This window comes from Amycolatopsis ruanii (assembly GCF_003385175.1).
Taxonomy (GTDB): Bacteria; Actinomycetota; Actinomycetes; order Mycobacteriales; family Pseudonocardiaceae; genus Amycolatopsis_E; species Amycolatopsis_E thermalba.
In genome coordinates this window covers 19076-35449 of record NZ_PQHY01000053.1, presented here as the reverse complement: position 1 = coordinate 35449, position 16374 = coordinate 19076, and the positions used below count along the sequence as shown (strand labels likewise).

Below are 16374 nucleotides of genomic sequence, written 5' to 3'. Positions count from 1 at the left end.
GTTTCAGACACGGACACCCCTCGGAACGGTGAATCGGGCGATGAGGACGTAGATGCCGTCGAGGATCAGCGCGAGGACGACCACGCCGATCGTGCCGGTGAGGGCCTGGTTCATGGAGTTGGTGCTGCCCGCGTTGGTCAGCCCGGCGAACACCTCGGACCCCAGGCCCGGGCCCTTCGCGTAGGCGGCGATCACCGCGATGCCCATGAGCATCTGGGTCGCGACGCGCATGCCGGCGAGGATCGCGGGCCAGGCCAGGCGCAGCTCGACGCGCGTGAGCACGCCGAACCGGCTCATCCCGATGCCCTTCGCGGCGTCGGTGACCGCGGGATCGACCCCGCTCAGCCCGACGATGGTGTTCCGCACGATCGGCAGCAGCGCGTAGAGCACGAGCGGGATCACACTGGGCGCGACCCCCAGGCCGACGATCGGGATCAGCAGCCCGATCAGCGCGAACGACGGAATGGTGAGGACCGTGCTGGCCAGCGCGGTGGCCAGGGCCGATCCGATGGGGCTGCGGTAGACCGCGACGCCGATCAGGACACCGATGGCGGCGGCGATGATCGTGCACTGCACCACGGCGCTGACGTGGAGCCAGGCCTGCAACCCGAGTCTGCTCCAGCGATCGGCCACGTACTCGAACAGGTTCATCCCGTGCGGCCGCCTCCTCCCGATCAGTCGTTCACTCGTCCGGCCTACTTACCGTTGCCGAAAAACGTACGAGTCTCAACCACCGACACCGGCTGACTGTCCGATCGAGACCGATCCGGCTGGTCGGCCGCGTTCACCACCCGGGACGCGGTCGCGGTGATCAGCACCCGTCTCATACCCTGGATCGGTGAGCAGACGACCCCGGCGACACGGTGCGTTACGCAGCGTGCGCGGAGTCCTGCTCGCTTTCACCTCCGGCGGCCTGGCCGTCAGCGCGCACGCGCTCGCCCACGGCGGCGTGCCGGACACCGCGCTGACGCTGCTGCTCGTCCTGCTCGTCGGCTGGATCGGCACCGCGCTGGCCGACCGCACCCGCGGCCCGCTCGGCGTGCTCACCGTGCTCGGCGCGGCCCAGCTGCTGATGCACGTCGTGCTCGACGAGCTGATGCCGCATCCGGCGTCGATGCCCGGCGCGATGCTCGCCGCGCACGTCGCCGCCACGCTGCTGACCGGCCTGCTGCTGGCGTACGCCGAAGCGCTGCTGCACGTCGCCGCCGCGCGGCTGGCCCTGCTGCTGCCGGTCCTGTTCGGACCGCTTCCCCCACCGGTCCCGCTGCCCGCCGCGCTGGCGCTGGCGCCCGGCGTGCCGCAGGTGTTGGTGCTGTTGAGCCGCATGCACGCGAGGCGAGGCCCGCCCGTGCTCGCGACGCGCAACCCCCTTCACCTCAGCGCAGCGCGCTGACCCACTCTCTTCTTTCAGGAGCATCATGACGAACAACGCCGTCATCCGGCGCGGGCTCGTGCTGGCCGGCACCGTCGGTATCGCGGGCCTGCTCGGCGCGGGCGTCGCGTCCGCGCACGTCACCGCCAACGTCCTCGGCTCGGACCCGCGGCAGGGCGGGTACGGGGCGATCACCTTCCGCGTGCCGAACGAGGAGGAGACCGCCGCCACCGTCAAGGTGGAGATCGACTTCAAGCCGGAGTACGCGATCAGCTCGGTGCGCTACCAGCCGATCCCCGGCTGGACGGCGGAGGTCACCAAGACCCCGCTGCCGTCGCCGGTCAAGAACGGCAAGGGCCTGGACGTCACCGAGGCGGTCACGAAGATCGTCTTCACCGCGCAGCCAGGCACGAAGATCGGCCCCGGCGAGACCCAGTACCAGGACTTCGGCATCACCGCGGGCTCGCTGCCCGCGGTGGACGAACTGGTGCTGCCGGCCATCCAGACCTACGACAACGGCACCGTCGTGGCGTGGGACCAGGTCCAGGCTCCCGGAGCGGAGGAGCCGGAGCACCCGGCTCCGACCGTGAAGCTGGCCGAGGCGTCGGCCGACGGTCACTCGCACGACGCGACGACCGCCGCCGCCACCGCCGCGGCCGCGGACTCCACCGACGACACGGCCCGCTGGCTCGGCGGCGCCGGACTGGTCGTCGGCGCGCTCGGCCTCGGCGTCGGCGCCGGAGCGGTCCTGCGCGGCCGGAAGGTGTCGAAGTAATGCGCCGCCTGCTCGTCACGATCGCCGCCGCGCTGGTCGCGATGGTCGTCACCGCCACCCCGGCGCTGGCGCACAACGTGCTCGTCTCCTCCGACCCGGCCAAGGGCGCCACGCTCGACACCGCGCCGTCGCAGGTCACGCTGACCTTCGACGCGCCGGTGCAGGGCGGCAACGTCAACCAGGTCTCGGTCACCGGCCCGGGCGGCACCCAGTGGGCCGAGGGTGACGTGCGGATCAGCAGCAACGTGGTCACCGTCGCGGTGCGGCCGCTCGGCCCGGCCGGGCAGTACACCGTCGGGTTCCGGATCCTGTCCGCCGACGGGCACCCGGTGACCGGCGAGGTGCCGTTCACCCTCACCAAGGCCGGCACCGGCACCCCGGCGACGGCCAGTGCCGCGACCGGGACCGACACGGCGCAGCCCGCCGCGCAGTCCGGTGGCGGGGTCCCGGTGTGGGTGTGGATCGTCGGCGCGGTGGTCCTGCTGGCCATCGGGCTGACGCTGGCGCTGCGGATGGGCAGGGACAAGGCGTGACCCCGCGACAACGACGCACGAGCATCGCAGGGCCGGCCGCGGCCCAAGGAGCGCAGTGGGGAGGCGTCGCGGCATGACTACGGCGGCCGGGACCACCTCGCAAGTCCGTTACCAGGCGATCGTCGAGGTCGTCACCGCGGCGCTGGCCGGTGCGCTGATCGGCGTCGCGCTGACGGCCACCGCGCCGGTGCCGGGTGTGGCGGAGGTCAGCGAGGTGGTCTCGGCCGCCATCCCGATCGTCCGCGTGCTGCTCGACATGGCCGCGGTCACGACGATCGGGGTCGCCCTGCTGTCCGTGCTGGTCGGCTACGACCGGCCGAAGCTGACCGAGCCGATCATGCGGCGCGCCCGGCCGATCGCGCTGGCCGCGTCGCTGGTCTGGACGATGACCGCGCTGGTCACGCTCGTGCTGCAGACCGCCGAGTACCGGCCGCAGGTGCCCACGGTGAGCTTCGCCGACATCTGGGACTACGTGGTCGGAGTCGGCGCGGGCAAAGCGCTGCTCGTCGTCGCCGTGCTCGCGCTGGTCCAGGTCGGGCTCGGGGTGCTGACGCTGCGGCACGGCGAGAAGGTGCCGGCCGAGGTGCGCGTCGGGCTCGGCCTGTTCGCCCTGCTGCCGCTGCCGGTCACCGGGCACGCGGCGAACTGGGACTACCACGACTACACGATGATCTCGATGGAGCTGCACGTCATGGGCGCGGTCGCGTGGACCGGCGGCCTCGGCGCGATGGTCGTGCTGCTCGCCGGCAACCGGACGCTGCTCGCGCACGCGCTGCCGCGGTTTTCCAAGCTGGCCACGCTGTGCCTGGCCCTGACCGTGGCGACCGGCCTGTTCAACGCGGTCGTGGAGATCCTGCTCAACCCGACGATCGACCTGGTCACCGCGCTGTTCACCACGCCGTACGGGCAGCTCGTCGTGCTCAAGATCGGGTGCGCGGCCGGGATCGGCGTGCTCGGCGCGATGGTCCGGTGGAAGCTGATGCCGCGGATCATCCGGCACGAGCGGACCGCGCTGGCGACGTGGGCGACGCTCGAGCTGACCGTCATGGGGCTCGCCTTCGGGTTCGCCGTCGTGCTCACCCGCGCCCCGGTCAGCTAACCGTTAGTAGCTGCAACTTGCACGGGTGGGGGATCGATTAATCCAGGCAGGGTGACTAGCTGGGCCGAATTTCCTACTGCCCGCACATGCCTCCGCACATACGACGAGCGGTCTCCTGCGGTCGGTAAATGTCCACGTATTTCCCAGGATGTGGACTAGCGGTAGCGGGCCCATTCGGTGCCGGCGCGGCCCGCGCGCAGGTCGCCCAGCCGCCGACGCAGCTCACCGCGCACGTGCGGGTGGCTGCGCAGGATCGGCAGCACGCTGGTCACCAGCTTGAGCTCGCGGGCGGCCCGCAGCACGGCGAACCCGTCCCAGCGGGTGACGTCGAAGCCGTAGACGTCGGCGAGCATGCGGTAGCGGCCCGCCGGGTCACCGAACCGTTCGCGGCCCACGGCCAGCGGCGTGAGGTCCCATTCCGGCGGGCCGACGCACGAGGAGTCGAAGTCGCACAGCACCGGGCCGTCCGGGCCGACGATCACGTTGCCCGGGTGCGCGTCGCCGTGGATCAGGCTCCGTTCCAGCGGGAAGTCCAGCTCGCCGAGCGCGGCCTCGACCTCGGCGCTGCGGCGCAGCAGGAACCGCCGGTCGTCCGGGTCGAGTTCCTCGGCGTCGGCCACGCGGGCACGCACGTCCGCCAGCGGCGCCCACTCGCCGACGCCCTCCGGCGCGGGCAGGGCGTGCACGCGGCGCAGCAGCCTGCCCAGGTCGGCGGCGGTCGCGCGGCGCTCACCGGGCGGGACCCGGACCCACGCCGTGACGACGTGCTCGCCGACGTGGATCGGCTGGTCGACCCCGGGCAGCAGGCGGATCGCGGGCACGTCGTGGGCCTCGAAGTGCCGCGCGACCCGGACGACCTTGGCGACCCGGTGCCGCAGCGCCCGCGACCCGACGATCCGCATCACGACGGGCGCGCCGGCCAGCTGGTAGACGGCGTTGTTGGTGAACCGGAGCAGCTCGGCGCCCCGGTGGTCCAGCCCGAGCAGGGCGCACGCCTCGGCCAGCGCGGCGGCCAGTTTCTCCTTGGTGAACCGACCACCCAACTCGTCCGCGACGGCGCGCATCTTCCTAGGCGGCGAAGAACGAGCTGATGCGCTCGTCCAGGTCGCGGGCGTCCGGGTTGTTGCGGCGCTTCGCCGCTTCCTCCTGCATCGGCACCATGCGGTCCTTCACGCGGGCCGACTTGAGGCCGTCCGCGGACTCCAGCGCCAGCCGGCCGATCCGGGCGCCGTGGTCGATGTCGCCGTCGATGAGGTGGTTGGTGGCCAGCGCGGCCTGGTTGAACACCTTGCTGCGCTGCATGTCCTCGCCGTAGGCGTCGATCGCCCTGGTCAGCGCCGGGATCGCGTACTGCGTGTGCTTCGTGTCGACGCCGCGGGCCAACACCGTGTGGACGGTGCCGATCATCGCGTAGACGTCGGTCTCGTTGAAGAACTTCACCCAGTCCTCGGCCTCGGCCACGTTGGCCCGGGCGAACTCGTCCTTGGCCAGGCCGAGCAGCTTGAGCGACTGCTCCTCGTTGCCCATCATCGCGTAGGCCCACGCCTGGTTCGCCGCGAGCACGGAGATCGCCAGCTCGGAGCCGGATTCCTGCGCCGCGATCTGTCCCAGCTGGAACAGCTTGAGCGCGTCGTTGGGCGCCTCCTGGTGCAGGTAGACCCGGCCCATCCGGTACAGGATGTTGGCCACCAGGTGGTCGTTGTTGCCCTGTTTCGCCAGCTCCAGCGCGTTGGCGAAGTGCCCGCGCGCGGAGTCCATCAGTCCACTGTCGAACGACGTCCAACCGGCCAGGCTGTGCAGGTCGGCCAGCGCCACGAACAGGCGCGACCGGACCGGGGTGGCGGCCGAGGAGTCGAGCATCTGCTGCCCCCAGGACAGCTGGGCCACCACGGCGTCGCGGCAGAACCCGCCGCCGTACTGGTAGTCGAGCGCGCGCAGCGCTCTGGTCGCGGCCTCGACCTGGCGCACATCGGTCATCCCGATGTGGCCGGGTGCCGGCGTCCTCGCGGGGCTCGCCGCCCATGCCTTGGGCGACGATCCCAGGATGGCCGCCCCCATCGTGACCTGGGCGGCGTGCGCGAGGAAGTTCCGCCGCTTCACGGACTCGTCCTCCTCAGCCTGCTGCTCGTCGGCGGCGCCGACGACCTGAATCTCGGTGGCCTCGTCGTAGGCGAGGCCCATGTATCCACGGGGGACACCCAGGCCGTCGGCGATCCGGGCGAGCACGTCGTAGGCCATCACCTGGCGGCCCTTGAGGATCTCCGAGACCTCCGACTGGGACTGGCCGGTGAGTGCGGCGATCTGGCGCTGGGAGATGCCCTCCTTGCGCAGGTTCCGGTACACGGCACTGATGTTGCGGGCGGCCAGGGCCTCCCTCATCTCCCGCTTCTCCCAGGCATCCGAGCTGATCGGATGTCCCTGGCGGCCATCAGTGTTCTCACCGGCGTCCATTGCGCCCCCTCACCGTCCAGTCCGGGCGTCGATTCGCAGCGTAGGCATACCCATTGAACCGTGGGAAACGTCGTTTCGGGACCCCTGATCGGTCGGGGTGAACTCCGACGACCGTTCACCGGCCCGCCCGCGCCGGTCGCCGCTGTGACCGCGGTTCGCCTTCTCTTCGGCTGCGGTTCATCGCAATCTAGTTCTCGGGTTCGGCGTGACCGAGCGGATACAGGCAGCGATCACGCAGAGCTACGACGAACACGGACAGCAAGCCCGACACAGAGCGGAGACACGCGGTGGAGTTCATGAACTCGATCTCGGCACCACGCGCCCAGGTCCACCGGCGGTCCTTCGCCCCGTCCGGCGCCCCCGTCGCCAGCCGGTCGGCGATGCCGGCCGCGGACCCGCGTGCCGCGCAGCTGCGCCGCTACGAGGGCGGCCAGCTGGTGTGGCGGGTGCAGTGCGGCGACATGATCAACCGCGACCGCTGCGTCACCGTGCTCGTCCAGGACGACCAGGTGGTCCTCGTCGGACCGCCCGGGGAAACGGCCCGCCTCACCGCGGGTCAGCTCGGCCAGCTCCAGGCGGCGTTGAACGAAGCCGCCAAACTGGCGGAAAGGTGACGGTGAGTTCCGTGGATCAGATCCTTGGGCAGGTACTCCGCAATGCCGTGTGGGAACGCCTCGACATGCTCGCCGACCTCGCCACCAGGGCGGACGCGCAGTCCCTGGTCTCGGTGGCCCGGTCGGAGCTGCCGCGGCTGACCGAGGGCTGGCGCGCGATGCTGACCGCCCACGAGCCCGACGAGCGGGGCGACTGCCCCACCTGCTCCACCCGGTGGCACCGCTGCAAGGCGCCGTGCTCGGTGTGGCAGGTCGCGCACGAGCACCTCGTCGCCGGTGGCCTCGCCCCGCAGCGGGACCTGCGCCGCCCGTGGCGCCGGAAGACCAACCCGGTTCCGCCTCAGCCGCGCGGTACGACGCCGGGTGAGTCGACCGGTCGCCACGCGCTGATGCCGCAGGTCGCGAACCGCTGACCACTCGGCGATTAATCGAAAAAACTAGGCCACAACCTCTGGCGGAACACTCCCGTCACCGCTATGTTGTCGATCATGGTCGAGGTCGCGAAGTTGCAGATCGCACCTTGACCGACCCCGCCCCCGCGGGCCCCGAAACTCCGCGGACCGGTGCCGTTGCACTCCCCTCCCCCGACCGGCACCGGCCCGCGGGCCCAAAAGGTACGGAGCCGAAGGCTCCTCCGGACTCCGGAGGAGCCTTCGGTGATTTCAGCGGACCGAGCGGACGCCGAGGACGGACGCCCCGGCCGCGAGCGTCGCGACGGCCGACGCGGCGAACAGCCCCGGATACCCGCCCAGTTCGGCCAGGATGACCGTGGCCGCGAGCGGTGCGATCACCTGCGGCAGCGCGTTCGCGATGTTGATGACCCCGAGGTCCTTGGCGCGATCCTGCGCGGCGGGCAGCACCTCGGTGAGGATCGCCAGCGCGACCGCCCAGTAGGCGCCGAATCCGATGCCGCGCAGCGGGGACGCCGCCAGCGCCGCCGGCCAGGTCTGCCACAGCACCAGCACGAGCGCCGCCGCGGCCATCACGACCACCGCGCCCAGCACGAACGGCTTGCGGCGGCCGGTCCGGTCGGACAGCGGCCCGACCACCAGGCCGGCGATCACCAGCGCGACGCCGTAGAGGCCCATCATGATCAGCAGCCCGGTGTCCGGATCCGGGTGGTGGACCGCGTCCGTCAGGAAGAACAGCAGGAAGAACGTGCCGAGCGAGTTGCCCAGGTTGATCAGGAAGTGGCAACCCCAGGCCCACGCGAAGTCCGGGTGCCGTCGCGGCGACACCCACAGCCCCCGCAGGTCCACGCGCCATCCGGTGGCCGGCCGGCCGGACGCGACGGCGGTGGTGTCCGCGGTCCGCAGCACGAACGCCGCCACGCCGAGGACCACGACCACCGCGCACGCCAGGTAGCCGCCGGGCAGGCTGGTGACCAGGACCGTCACCAGCACGGCGCCGAGCACGGTGCCCAGCATCTGGCTGATGCCGACCAGCCCGCCGATCCGCGCGCGCTGGCCGACCGGGACCCGGTCCGGCACCGCGGAGGTGAGCGTCGCGAGCATGCCGCCGAGCCCGGCCTGCACCAGGCACCAGCCGGCGACCATGACCGCCACGTTCGGCGCCAGCGCCAGCACCACCAGGCCGAGGGCCCCGCACACCGCGCCGGCGAACGTCCACGGGTGCCGTCGCCCGAACCGCGAGCGCGTGCGGTCCGAGGCCAGCCCGACCAGCGGGTTGGTGAGCAGCGCGACCACCGCGCCGACGCCGGTGACGATGCCGAACACCAGTTCCTTGTGCGCGGCGTCCAGGTGCGCGGCCTGCTCGGGCAGCAGCACCTGGATCGGGGCGTAGATGCCCAGCCACAGCCCGGTGTTCGCGCCGAAGAGCAGGCTGATCCAGCCGGGCCGGACGGGAACCGTCGGCTCGCCGAGCGCGCCCGGCGTCCGCGTTTCCGTCATGACCGCACCAGCTTCCGGTACCAGGAGAAGGAGTCCTTCGGGGTCCGGCGCTGGGTTTCGTAGTCGACGTGCACCAGGCCGAATCGCGGCGCGTATCCCTTGGACCATTCGAAATTGTCGATCAACGACCAAACGAAATACCCACGGACTTCAACTCCCGCCGTTATCGCAGTGGCGACGGACCGCAGGTGCGCGTCCAGGAACTCGATGCGTTCCCGATCATGAATGCCGTCGAAGCTCGCGCCGTTCTCGGTCAGGTACACCGGTGGCAGCTTCTCGCCGTAGCGGTCGCGCAGGCCGACCAGCAGCTCGTGCAGGGCTTCCGGCACGATCGGGGAGTCGTTGGTGGTCCGCGGAAAACCCTCGATCGGGCGAAGTTCGAACGGCAGCGGATTGCCCTCGCCGGGCGCGGCGGCGCCGTGCGGCTCGTAATAGTTGACGCCGTAAAAATCCAGCGGTTGAGCGATGTTCACCAGGTCATCGGCATGTCCGGCGGGAAGGTACGGGACGATTTCGGCGGGATAACTCCCGAGTAGCACCGGGTCCGAAAAGGTCCGGTTGAGCAACGCGTCCAGCCGGCGCGCGGCATCATGATCAGCTGACGAGTTTGAAGTAGGCCAAACTGGACAATGATGGTTGGCGGTGCCGATGTTCGACGCACCCGCGGCCCGCAGAGCCTGGACCGCGAGGCCATGGGCGAGGTGTTGGTGGTGTGCGGTGGGAAGGGCGTCCAGCAGGAGCGTCCGGCCGGGCGCGTACTCGCCGATCGCGTACCCGAACACCGTCGTCACCATCGGCTCGTTGAGGGGGATCCACATCCGCACGCGATCAGCGAAGCGCTCGCCGAGGACCGAGGCGTACTCGGCGAACCGGAGCGCGGTGTCCCGGTTCAGCCAGCCGCCGGCGTCCTCGAGCGGCTGCGGGGTGTCCCAGTGGTAGACCGTCGCCACCGGCGCGATGCCCGCTTCGCAGAGCGCGTCGACCAGCCGGTCGTAGAAGGCCAGGCCCTTCGGGTTCGGCGCGCCGGACCCCGGCGGCTGGATCCGCGGCCAGGCGAAGGAGAAGCGGTAGGCGCCGACCCCCAGCTCGGTCAGCAGCGCCACGTCCTCCGGCCAGCGGTGGTAGTGGTCGCACGCGACGTCGGCCTGCCCCGGGGCGAAGGTGTCCCAGACCGACGGACCGCGCCCGTCCTCGCTGGTGGCGCCCTCGATCTGGAAGGCCGAGGTGGACACGCCCCACAGGAAACCGGGCGGGAAGTCGAGGTTCTCCACGAGCGCGGTCCCTTCATCGGGGCTAACGTGAAAATTTCTCAAATGCTAGCCCTTCCCGCCATCGGGGGGAAGTGGTCCGGGGCGCTAAAGTCCCTGTTCAGAGCACCAGAAGGAGCACAACGTGTCGGAGACCCAGGCGACGACGACCCCGCTTCGCCGGCAGCCCGTCCAGCAGCGCAGCGCGAAACGGGTCGAGCAGATGCTGGACGCGAGCGCCGAGCTGATCGACGAGGTCGGTTATGACGCGTTGACCACCACCTTGATCGCCAAGCGCGCCGGGGTCGCCGTCGGCTCGCTGTACCAGTTCTTCCCGGACAAGCGGGCGGTCGTGCGGGCGCTGACGCAGCGCAACCTCGACCGGTTCGTGCACGCGGTGAGCGAGCGGCTGAGCCGCGAGGACCCGCGGCACTGGTGGGACGTGGTCGACTCGGTGCTGGACATCTACCTGGAGATGCACCGGACCGTGCCGGGCTTTTCCAAGGTCCACTTCGGTGACGTGGTGGACCGGCAGCTGCTCGACGACAGCCGGGACAACAACCGGGTGATCGCGGACTCGCTGGCCGACCTGGTGGGCAAGTACATCGACCTGAACACGCCACGGCTGTCGCTGGCGATGACGGTCGCGATCGAGGCCGCGGACGGGCTGCTGAAGCTCGCCTTCCACCGCGACCCCGACGGCGACGCCGAAATCGTCGGCGAGACCAAGCACCTCATCAAGCTGTACCTGGCCTCGCGACTGGGGGAATAGCTCACTCCGCCTCGAAGTAGTGGCCCTGGCCGAGGTCGGCGAGGAGGCCGGGGTGCTCCGGCTTCCAGTCCAGCACCTGGCGGGTGCGGGCGGACGACGTCGGGATGTCCAGGCCGGCGAACCGGGCCAGGAAGCCGAAGTGCGCCTCGGCCCGGTCGGCCGGGATCGACTCGGTGGGCAGGCCCAGGTGGCGGCCGATGGTCTCGGCGATCACCCGGACCGGGACGCCCTCGTCGTCGACCACGTGCAGCCGGCTGCCGGCCGGGGCCTTCTCCAGCGCCAGCCGGTAGGCCCGCGCGGCGTCCAGGGTGTGCACGGCGGGCCAGCGGTTGGCGCCGTCGCCGAGGTAGCCGGACCGGCCCGCCTTCCGCGCGGCGGCGATCAGCACCGTGAGGAAGCCGTGCTTGTCCAGTGAGCTGTGCACGGTCGGCGGGAGCCGCACGACCGAGGTGCGGATGCCGCGGTCGGCGTAGGCGATCAGCTCGTTCTCCGAGTCGACCCGGTAGCCGCCGGGGAGCACGTCGTCCTCGGTGCCGGCGCGGGCGGGGGCGAGCCCGGCGATGATCGCGGTGCCCGAGGTCCCGACCAGCGGCTTGCCCGTGCCGGCCAGTGCCTCGCCGAACGCCCGCACCACGGCGAGGTCGGTGTCGCCCGCGGACGCGAAGTCCCCAGCGGTCATGGCTTCGTGGTCGAAGGCGAGGTGGATGACACCGTCCGCTCCGGCCGCCGCCTCCCGCAGGCCGTCCAAGTCGCGCAGGTCGCCGCGCCGCACCCGGGCTCCGGCCGCGGTCAGCTTCGCCGCCGACGCGTCCGACCGCGCCAGTCCGACGACCTCGTGACCAGCCGAAAGCAGCTCCGGGACGAGTGCCGAACCGATGTGCCCGGACGCGCCCGTGACGAAAACTCGCATGAGATCCTCCTGGATTCCAGTGATGTCACCTGGTGCCATCACTGTAGCACCGCATGACACCAAGTGTCATCACCTAGACTGTCCGGTATGGGCCGGTGGGAGCCGAACGCGCAAGAGCGCCTGACGCGGGCCGCGCTCGAGCTGTTCGCCGAGCGCGGGTACGACAGCACGACGGTCGCGGAGATCGCCGACCGCGCGGGGCTGACCAAGCGGACCTTCTTCCGGCACTTCGCCGACAAGCGCGAAGTGCTGTTCCGCGGCGAGGAAGTGCTGAGCCGGCTCATCTCCGACGGCATCGCCGGCGCTCCCGCTTCCGCGACGCCGCTCCACGCGGTCGGCGCGGGGCTCGAAGCCGCTGCCACGGCGTTCGGGCCGGAGCGGCGGGAGTGGTCGCGACAGCGTCAGGCCGTGATCGCCGACAACCGTGAGCTACGCGAGCGGGAGCTGCTGAAGAGCACCGCGCTCACCGCCGCGATGGCGGACGCCCTCCGCGAACGCGGTGTCCCGGACCTCACCGCGGACCTCGCCGCCGAGATCGGGTACCTCGCGTTCCGGACCAGCTACGCGCGCTGGATCGAGCCCGCCGACGAGCAGGACTTCGCCGAGCTGACACGGCGGACGCTCAAGGAGCTGCGGGAGGCCTTGGGGGCAGTCGGCTGAGTTGTCCACAGATGTGTGGACATGTGGACAACTCAGCCGAAGTTCTGGTGTTCGCCCCGGTAGGTGGGCACGGTGCGCTCCACCCGGCCGTCCACCACGATGTGGTAGGCGGTGAACCGTTCGGCGAGTTCGCCCGCCTTCGCGTGCCGCATCCACACCCGGTCGCCGACCCGCAGGTCACGCGCCGCCTTGCCGGTCACGGGCGTCTGCACCTCGCCGGCGCCCTCGAACGGCAGCAGGCGCAGCCCCGCCGGCAGGTACGGGGACGGCAGGCGGGTCGCCGAGGCGGCGCCGGAGGCGACGAAGCCGCCGGAGTAGAGCGTCGCGATCGAGCGGGTGGGCTTGTGGACAACCGGGAGCGCGAACAGCACCGCGGGCCGCGGACGGAAACGGGAGTACCCGTCGAACAGGGTCGAGCCGATCAGCCCGGATCCGGCCGCCACCTCCGTGACCACCTGGTTCGCGCGGGTCAGCTCGATGCTGCCGCTGCCACCGCCGTTGACGAACTCCAGGTCGGCGACCTCCCGCACCGCGGTCACGGCGGCCGCCCGGCGGCGCGCCAGCGCGGCCGCTGACCGGCGCTGCATCCAGCGCACGGCGAGGTCGTTGAGACGGCTCCCGGTGGCATCGCCCAGCCCGGCGATCTGGCCCTCGTAGGCCATGACGCCGACCAGGCGGAAGCCCGGCCGCGCCGCGATCCGGCGCGCGAGCGCTCCGGCCTGCTTCGCGGTGAAGACCGGCGAGCGGCGGGTTCCGACGTGCACGAACGGCAGCGGACGCCAGGACGCGTCGAGTTCCAGGCACACCCGGATCTCCGGGTGGTCGTGGCCGAGCGCGGCGTCCACCAGGTCCAGGTGCTCGATGGAGTCGACCATGATCGTGATCGCGGCTCGCGCCCGCTCGTCGGCCGCGAGCGCGCGCAGGGCGCCGAAATCGGCGGTCGGGTAGGCGACCAGGATGTCGTCGCTCGTGCCGAGGCCGGCGTGCCAGAGCGCCTCGGCCAGCGAGTAGCACATCAGCCCGGCGAACCCGCGCGTGGCGAGCGCGCGCTCGATCAGGTAGCGGCAGCGCACGGACTTGCTGACCAGGCGGATCGGCGTGCCCGCGGCGCGCTGGACCAGATCGGCGGCGTTGGCGTCGAACGCGGCCAGATCGACGACGGCGAGCGGCGGATCGAGATCCTTCGTCGCCGTGTCGTAGGTGGTCGCGGTGGTCGCCATGCTAGGACCGTACGTCAGAACGACTTGAAACGCGAATACCTTTCACCTACGGTTTCGTCACTCGACACGGACGGGTGAGTACTTGATGAGCCGGTGGCACAACTGGGCGGGGACCGCGAGCGCGGACCCGCAGCGCATCCACACCCCGCGCAGCGCGGCCGAGATCGCCGAGGTCGTCACGGACGTGGCGGTGAACGGCCGTCGCGTCCGCGCGTGGGGCAGCGGGCACTCGTTCACGCCGATCGCGGTGGCCGACTCGGACGCGATCGACCTCCGCGGGTGGACCGGGATCGCCTCGGTCGACGCGGAAACCCGCCGCGTGACGGTGCGGTCGGGCACCACGCTCCGGCAGCTCAACGCCGAGCTGGACCGGCTGGGCCTGGCGATGACCAACCTCGGCGACATCGACGCGCAGACCATCGCGGGCGCGGTGTCGACCGGGACCCACGGCACCGGCGCGCGGCTCGGCGGGCTGGCGACCCAGATCGTCCAGCTGGAGCTGGTGCTCGCCGACGGTTCGGTGGTGACCTGCTCGGCCGACCGGCAGCCGGACCTGTTCACCGCCGCGCGAGTGGGGCTCGGCGCGCTCGGCGTGATCACGAACGTGACCCTGCAGTGCGAGCCGGCGTTCGCGCTCGCCGCGCAGGAGCGGCCGGAGCCGCTGGAACAGGTGCTGGAGGGGTTCGACACCTTCGCCGCGGAGAACGACCACTTCGAGTTCTACTGGTTCCCGTACGGGAAGAACGCGCTGGTCAAGCGCAACAACCGGCTGCCGGCCGGGTCGGCGACGCAGCCGCTGGGCCGGGCCAGGGAGTTCTTCGACTACGACATCGTGGAGAACGTCGCGTTCGGCACGCTGTGCCGCATCGGCCGCGCGGTGCCGCGGCTGGTCCAGCCGCTCGGCCGGTTCGCGTCGGCGGTGCTGTCCGCGCGCGAGTACTCGGACACCTCGCACCGGGTGTTCGTGACGCACCGCGGGGTGCGGTTCGTGGAGTCGGAGTACGCGGTTCCACGTGAATCAGTGCACGAGGTGCTGCGCGAGCTGCGGGCGCTGGTGCCGCGGCTGGAGAACCCGGTGGCGTTCCCGGTGGAGGTGCGGGTCGCCGCGGCGGACGACATCTGGCTGTCCACGGCGCAGGGCCGCGACTCCGCCTACATCGCGATCCACCAGTTCGTGGGCATGCCCTACCGCGAGTACTTCGCCGGCTTCGAGTCGATCGTCGCGGCGGTCGGCGGGCGCCCGCACTGGGGCAAGATGCACAGCCTGGACGCCACCGCCCTGCGCGAGCGCTACCCGCACTTCGACGACTTCGTGGAGGTGGCGCGACGCTGCGATCCGGCCGGGGTGTTCCGGAACTCCTATGTGGACCGCGTGCTGGGCCCGCTCCCCTAGCCGTCCCTTGTGGACGCTCTACAGGCGGGTGATCGCCTCGTCGATCGGGGTGTTGCCGGTCACCAGTTCCAGGGTGCGGCGGAACGAGCGCGGCTCCTCGAAGAGCGCGATCAGCACCGCGGCCACGTCCTCGCGCGGAACCTGGCCGTAGTCGACGGTGTCGGCCAGGTGGACCTCGCCGATGGCGGGCTCGTCGGTGAGGCTACCGGGGCGCAGAATGGTCCAGTCCAGGTCACGGGCGCGCAAGTCGTCCTCGGCGGCCTTCTTCGCGCGCAGGTACGTCGCGAACACCTCGTCGGCGCCGGGGCGGGGCGGGCGGTCGACGCCGATCGAGCCGATCTGGATGAACCGCCGGACGCCCGCGCGTTCGGCCCCGTCGGCGAACAGCCGCGCGGCGCCGAAGTCCACGGTCTCCTTGCGGGCCGCGCCGCTGCCGGGGCCGGCGCCCGCGGCGAACACCGCGACGTCCGCGCCCTTCAGCACGTCGGCGACCTCGTCCCCCGCGGCGGACTCCAGGTCGAGCACGACCGGCTCGGCGCTGAGGTCGCGCAGCGCGGGCGCCTGCTCCACGTTGCGGATGATGCCGACCGCCTCGTCCCCGGCCTCGGCCAGCAGCCGCTCCAGGTGACGCGCGATCTTCCCGTGCCCTCCGGCGATGACGACTCGCATGGTTCCGACTCTAGGCCGGGGTCAGGCCACCGGCAGGTCGTAGGAGGCGAGGAGCTGTTCGTAGACCATCTCGTTCACCCAGCGGGACACCGCGTCCTCGGGGAGGAGGATGCGCTCGCGGCGCACGTCGATGTCCAGGTCGACCCGGGCGTCCTCGTCGGCGGTGACCACGGCCACGCCGTAGGAGCGGGCGCGCGGCAGGCAGTTGTCCAGGTAGTCGCGGCTCAGCACGGCCGAGGTCGGCAGCACCATCGCCGCGTCGCCGTAGCGGCTGAACGGCACGGCGGAGGCCATCGCGGTGCGCCAGTGCCGGGCGACGGCCAGGACGCCGACGATCTCGGCGGCGGGGGCCGGGGCGGTCGGCGCGAACTCCGGCCACGTCCAGGTGGCGACGGTCGCGCGGTCGGTCACCGGGGCGACGCCCATCGCGATCCGCTCGGCGTGGGTGTCGGTGCGCAGCTTCGCCACGACGCACACGCGGCGGCCGAGCATCGTCACCTCGGGCAGGACCACGCCGTGCCAGCCCAGCTGGGCGGCGGCGTCGCGGGCCAGCTGGCTGACGCTGGCCGGCAGCTCGATGGGCGGCACCACGCGGGTGGGGAACGATCGTCCGCCGGCCACCACCGAGTTTCCGGTGTGCCCTGGTGTAACCGCCACGATCCGCCTCCTCTTACCGCTGATTCCCTACCCGCACCTCGTGAAAAGAGGCACATGAAAGAGGTACCAGGGGTGGGCCGGTTGATCGGTGG

General features: G+C 71.5%; 18 protein-coding genes. 9 read left to right on the top strand and 9 right to left on the bottom strand.

Features of this window, described 5'->3' with window-relative positions; translation table 11 throughout:
• Positions 1-3: 3 nt before the first annotated feature.
• Positions 4-651: an ABC transporter permease gene (locus D0D28_RS24750; protein ID WP_094003430.1), complete on the bottom strand. Its 648-nt coding sequence runs from the start codon at positions 649-651 to the stop codon at positions 4-6.
• 187 nt (positions 652-838) lie between these two features.
• Between D0D28_RS24750 and D0D28_RS24745 the strand changes: the two genes are divergently transcribed.
• The 4 genes from D0D28_RS24745 (at position 839) to D0D28_RS24730 (ending at position 3779) form a co-directional block, all read left to right on the top strand.
• Entirely contained in the window at positions 839-1393 is a 555-nt protein-coding gene (locus D0D28_RS24745; protein WP_240323332.1) for a hypothetical protein, read from the top strand.
• 25 nt (positions 1394-1418) lie between these two features.
• The gene (locus D0D28_RS24740) at positions 1419-2147 is read left to right on the top strand and encodes a YcnI family copper-binding membrane protein (protein WP_116112784.1); all 729 of its coding nucleotides are present in this window, start codon (positions 1419-1421) and stop codon (positions 2145-2147) included.
• Positions 2147-2680, top strand: a complete 534-nt coding sequence (locus tag D0D28_RS24735; protein WP_094003427.1) for a copper resistance CopC family protein — start codon at positions 2147-2149, stop codon at positions 2678-2680. The genes D0D28_RS24740 and D0D28_RS24735 overlap by 1 nt, the downstream gene beginning before the upstream one ends.
• A 73-nt stretch (positions 2681-2753) precedes the next feature.
• Positions 2754-3779, top strand: coding sequence for a copper resistance D family protein (locus D0D28_RS24730; RefSeq protein WP_116112782.1), 1026 nt, complete (start codon positions 2754-2756; stop codon positions 3777-3779).
• A gap of 155 nt (positions 3780-3934) precedes the next feature.
• On the opposite strand, the gene D0D28_RS24725 is transcribed toward D0D28_RS24730, so the two are convergent.
• Together D0D28_RS24725 and D0D28_RS24720 are read right to left on the bottom strand one after the other, a co-directional pair.
• Entirely contained in the window at positions 3935-4843 is a 909-nt protein-coding gene (locus D0D28_RS24725) for a phosphotransferase family protein (protein WP_094003425.1), read from the bottom strand.
• A 4-nt stretch (positions 4844-4847) separates the two neighbouring features.
• Positions 4848-6230 (bottom strand): helix-turn-helix domain-containing protein, encoded by a 1383-nt coding sequence (locus D0D28_RS24720; RefSeq protein WP_116112779.1) that lies wholly within the window; start codon positions 6228-6230, stop codon positions 4848-4850.
• A gap of 287 nt (positions 6231-6517) precedes the next feature.
• Between D0D28_RS24720 and D0D28_RS24715 the strand changes: the two genes are divergently transcribed.
• Both D0D28_RS24715 and D0D28_RS24710 read left to right on the top strand, forming a co-directional pair.
• A complete protein-coding gene (locus D0D28_RS24715) occupies positions 6518-6844 on the top strand; it encodes a hypothetical protein (RefSeq protein ID WP_094003423.1) in 327 nt (108 codons plus the stop codon).
• 11 nt (positions 6845-6855) lie between these two features.
• Positions 6856-7257, top strand: a complete 402-nt coding sequence (locus tag D0D28_RS24710; protein ID WP_094003443.1) for a hypothetical protein — start codon at positions 6856-6858, stop codon at positions 7255-7257.
• A gap of 249 nt (positions 7258-7506) precedes the next feature.
• Here the strand turns inward: D0D28_RS24710 and D0D28_RS24705 are convergent, their stop codons facing one another.
• Complete coding sequence (locus D0D28_RS24705) at positions 7507-8754, bottom strand: MFS transporter (protein WP_116112776.1); 1248 nt, start codon at positions 8752-8754, stop codon at positions 7507-7509.
• Positions 8751-10025 carry a GH1 family beta-glucosidase gene (locus D0D28_RS24700; RefSeq protein WP_116112774.1) on the bottom strand — a complete coding sequence of 425 codons (1275 nt, stop codon included), beginning with the start codon at positions 10023-10025 and terminating at the stop codon, positions 8751-8753. The genes D0D28_RS24705 and D0D28_RS24700 overlap by 4 nt, the downstream gene beginning before the upstream one ends.
• Positions 10026-10146: 121 nt before the next feature.
• On the opposite strand from D0D28_RS24700, the gene D0D28_RS24695 reads away from it, so the two are divergent.
• Positions 10147-10773: a TetR/AcrR family transcriptional regulator gene (locus tag D0D28_RS24695; protein WP_094003420.1), complete on the top strand. Its 627-nt coding sequence runs from the start codon at positions 10147-10149 to the stop codon at positions 10771-10773.
• A 1-nt stretch (position 10774) separates the two neighbouring features.
• Here D0D28_RS24695 and D0D28_RS24690 read toward each other — a convergent pair whose 3' ends face one another.
• On the bottom strand, positions 10775-11683 hold the full coding sequence (locus tag D0D28_RS24690) for an SDR family oxidoreductase (protein ID WP_116112772.1): 909 nt from the start codon (positions 11681-11683) through the stop codon (positions 10775-10777).
• Positions 11684-11770: 87 nt separating this feature from the next.
• On the opposite strand from D0D28_RS24690, the gene D0D28_RS24685 reads away from it, so the two are divergent.
• Positions 11771-12343 (top strand): TetR/AcrR family transcriptional regulator, encoded by a 573-nt coding sequence (locus D0D28_RS24685; RefSeq protein ID WP_116112770.1) that lies wholly within the window; start codon positions 11771-11773, stop codon positions 12341-12343.
• Between the two features lie 32 nt (positions 12344-12375).
• On the opposite strand, the gene D0D28_RS24680 is transcribed toward D0D28_RS24685, so the two are convergent.
• Entirely contained in the window at positions 12376-13563 is a 1188-nt protein-coding gene (locus D0D28_RS24680; RefSeq protein WP_116112767.1) for an alanine racemase, read from the bottom strand.
• 85 nt (positions 13564-13648) lie between these two features.
• On the opposite strand from D0D28_RS24680, the gene D0D28_RS24675 reads away from it, so the two are divergent.
• Positions 13649-14956, top strand: coding sequence for a D-arabinono-1,4-lactone oxidase (locus tag D0D28_RS24675; RefSeq protein WP_116112764.1), 1308 nt, complete (start codon positions 13649-13651; stop codon positions 14954-14956).
• An 18-nt stretch (positions 14957-14974) separates the two neighbouring features.
• Here the strand turns inward: D0D28_RS24675 and D0D28_RS24670 are convergent, their stop codons facing one another.
• Positions 14975-15625, bottom strand: coding sequence for an SDR family oxidoreductase (locus D0D28_RS24670; RefSeq protein WP_116112761.1), 651 nt, complete (start codon positions 15623-15625; stop codon positions 14975-14977).
• 21 nt (positions 15626-15646) lie between these two features.
• Positions 15647-16282: a hypothetical protein gene (locus tag D0D28_RS24665; protein ID WP_094003414.1), complete on the bottom strand. Its 636-nt coding sequence runs from the start codon at positions 16280-16282 to the stop codon at positions 15647-15649.
• Between the last annotated feature and the right edge of the window lie 92 nt (positions 16283-16374).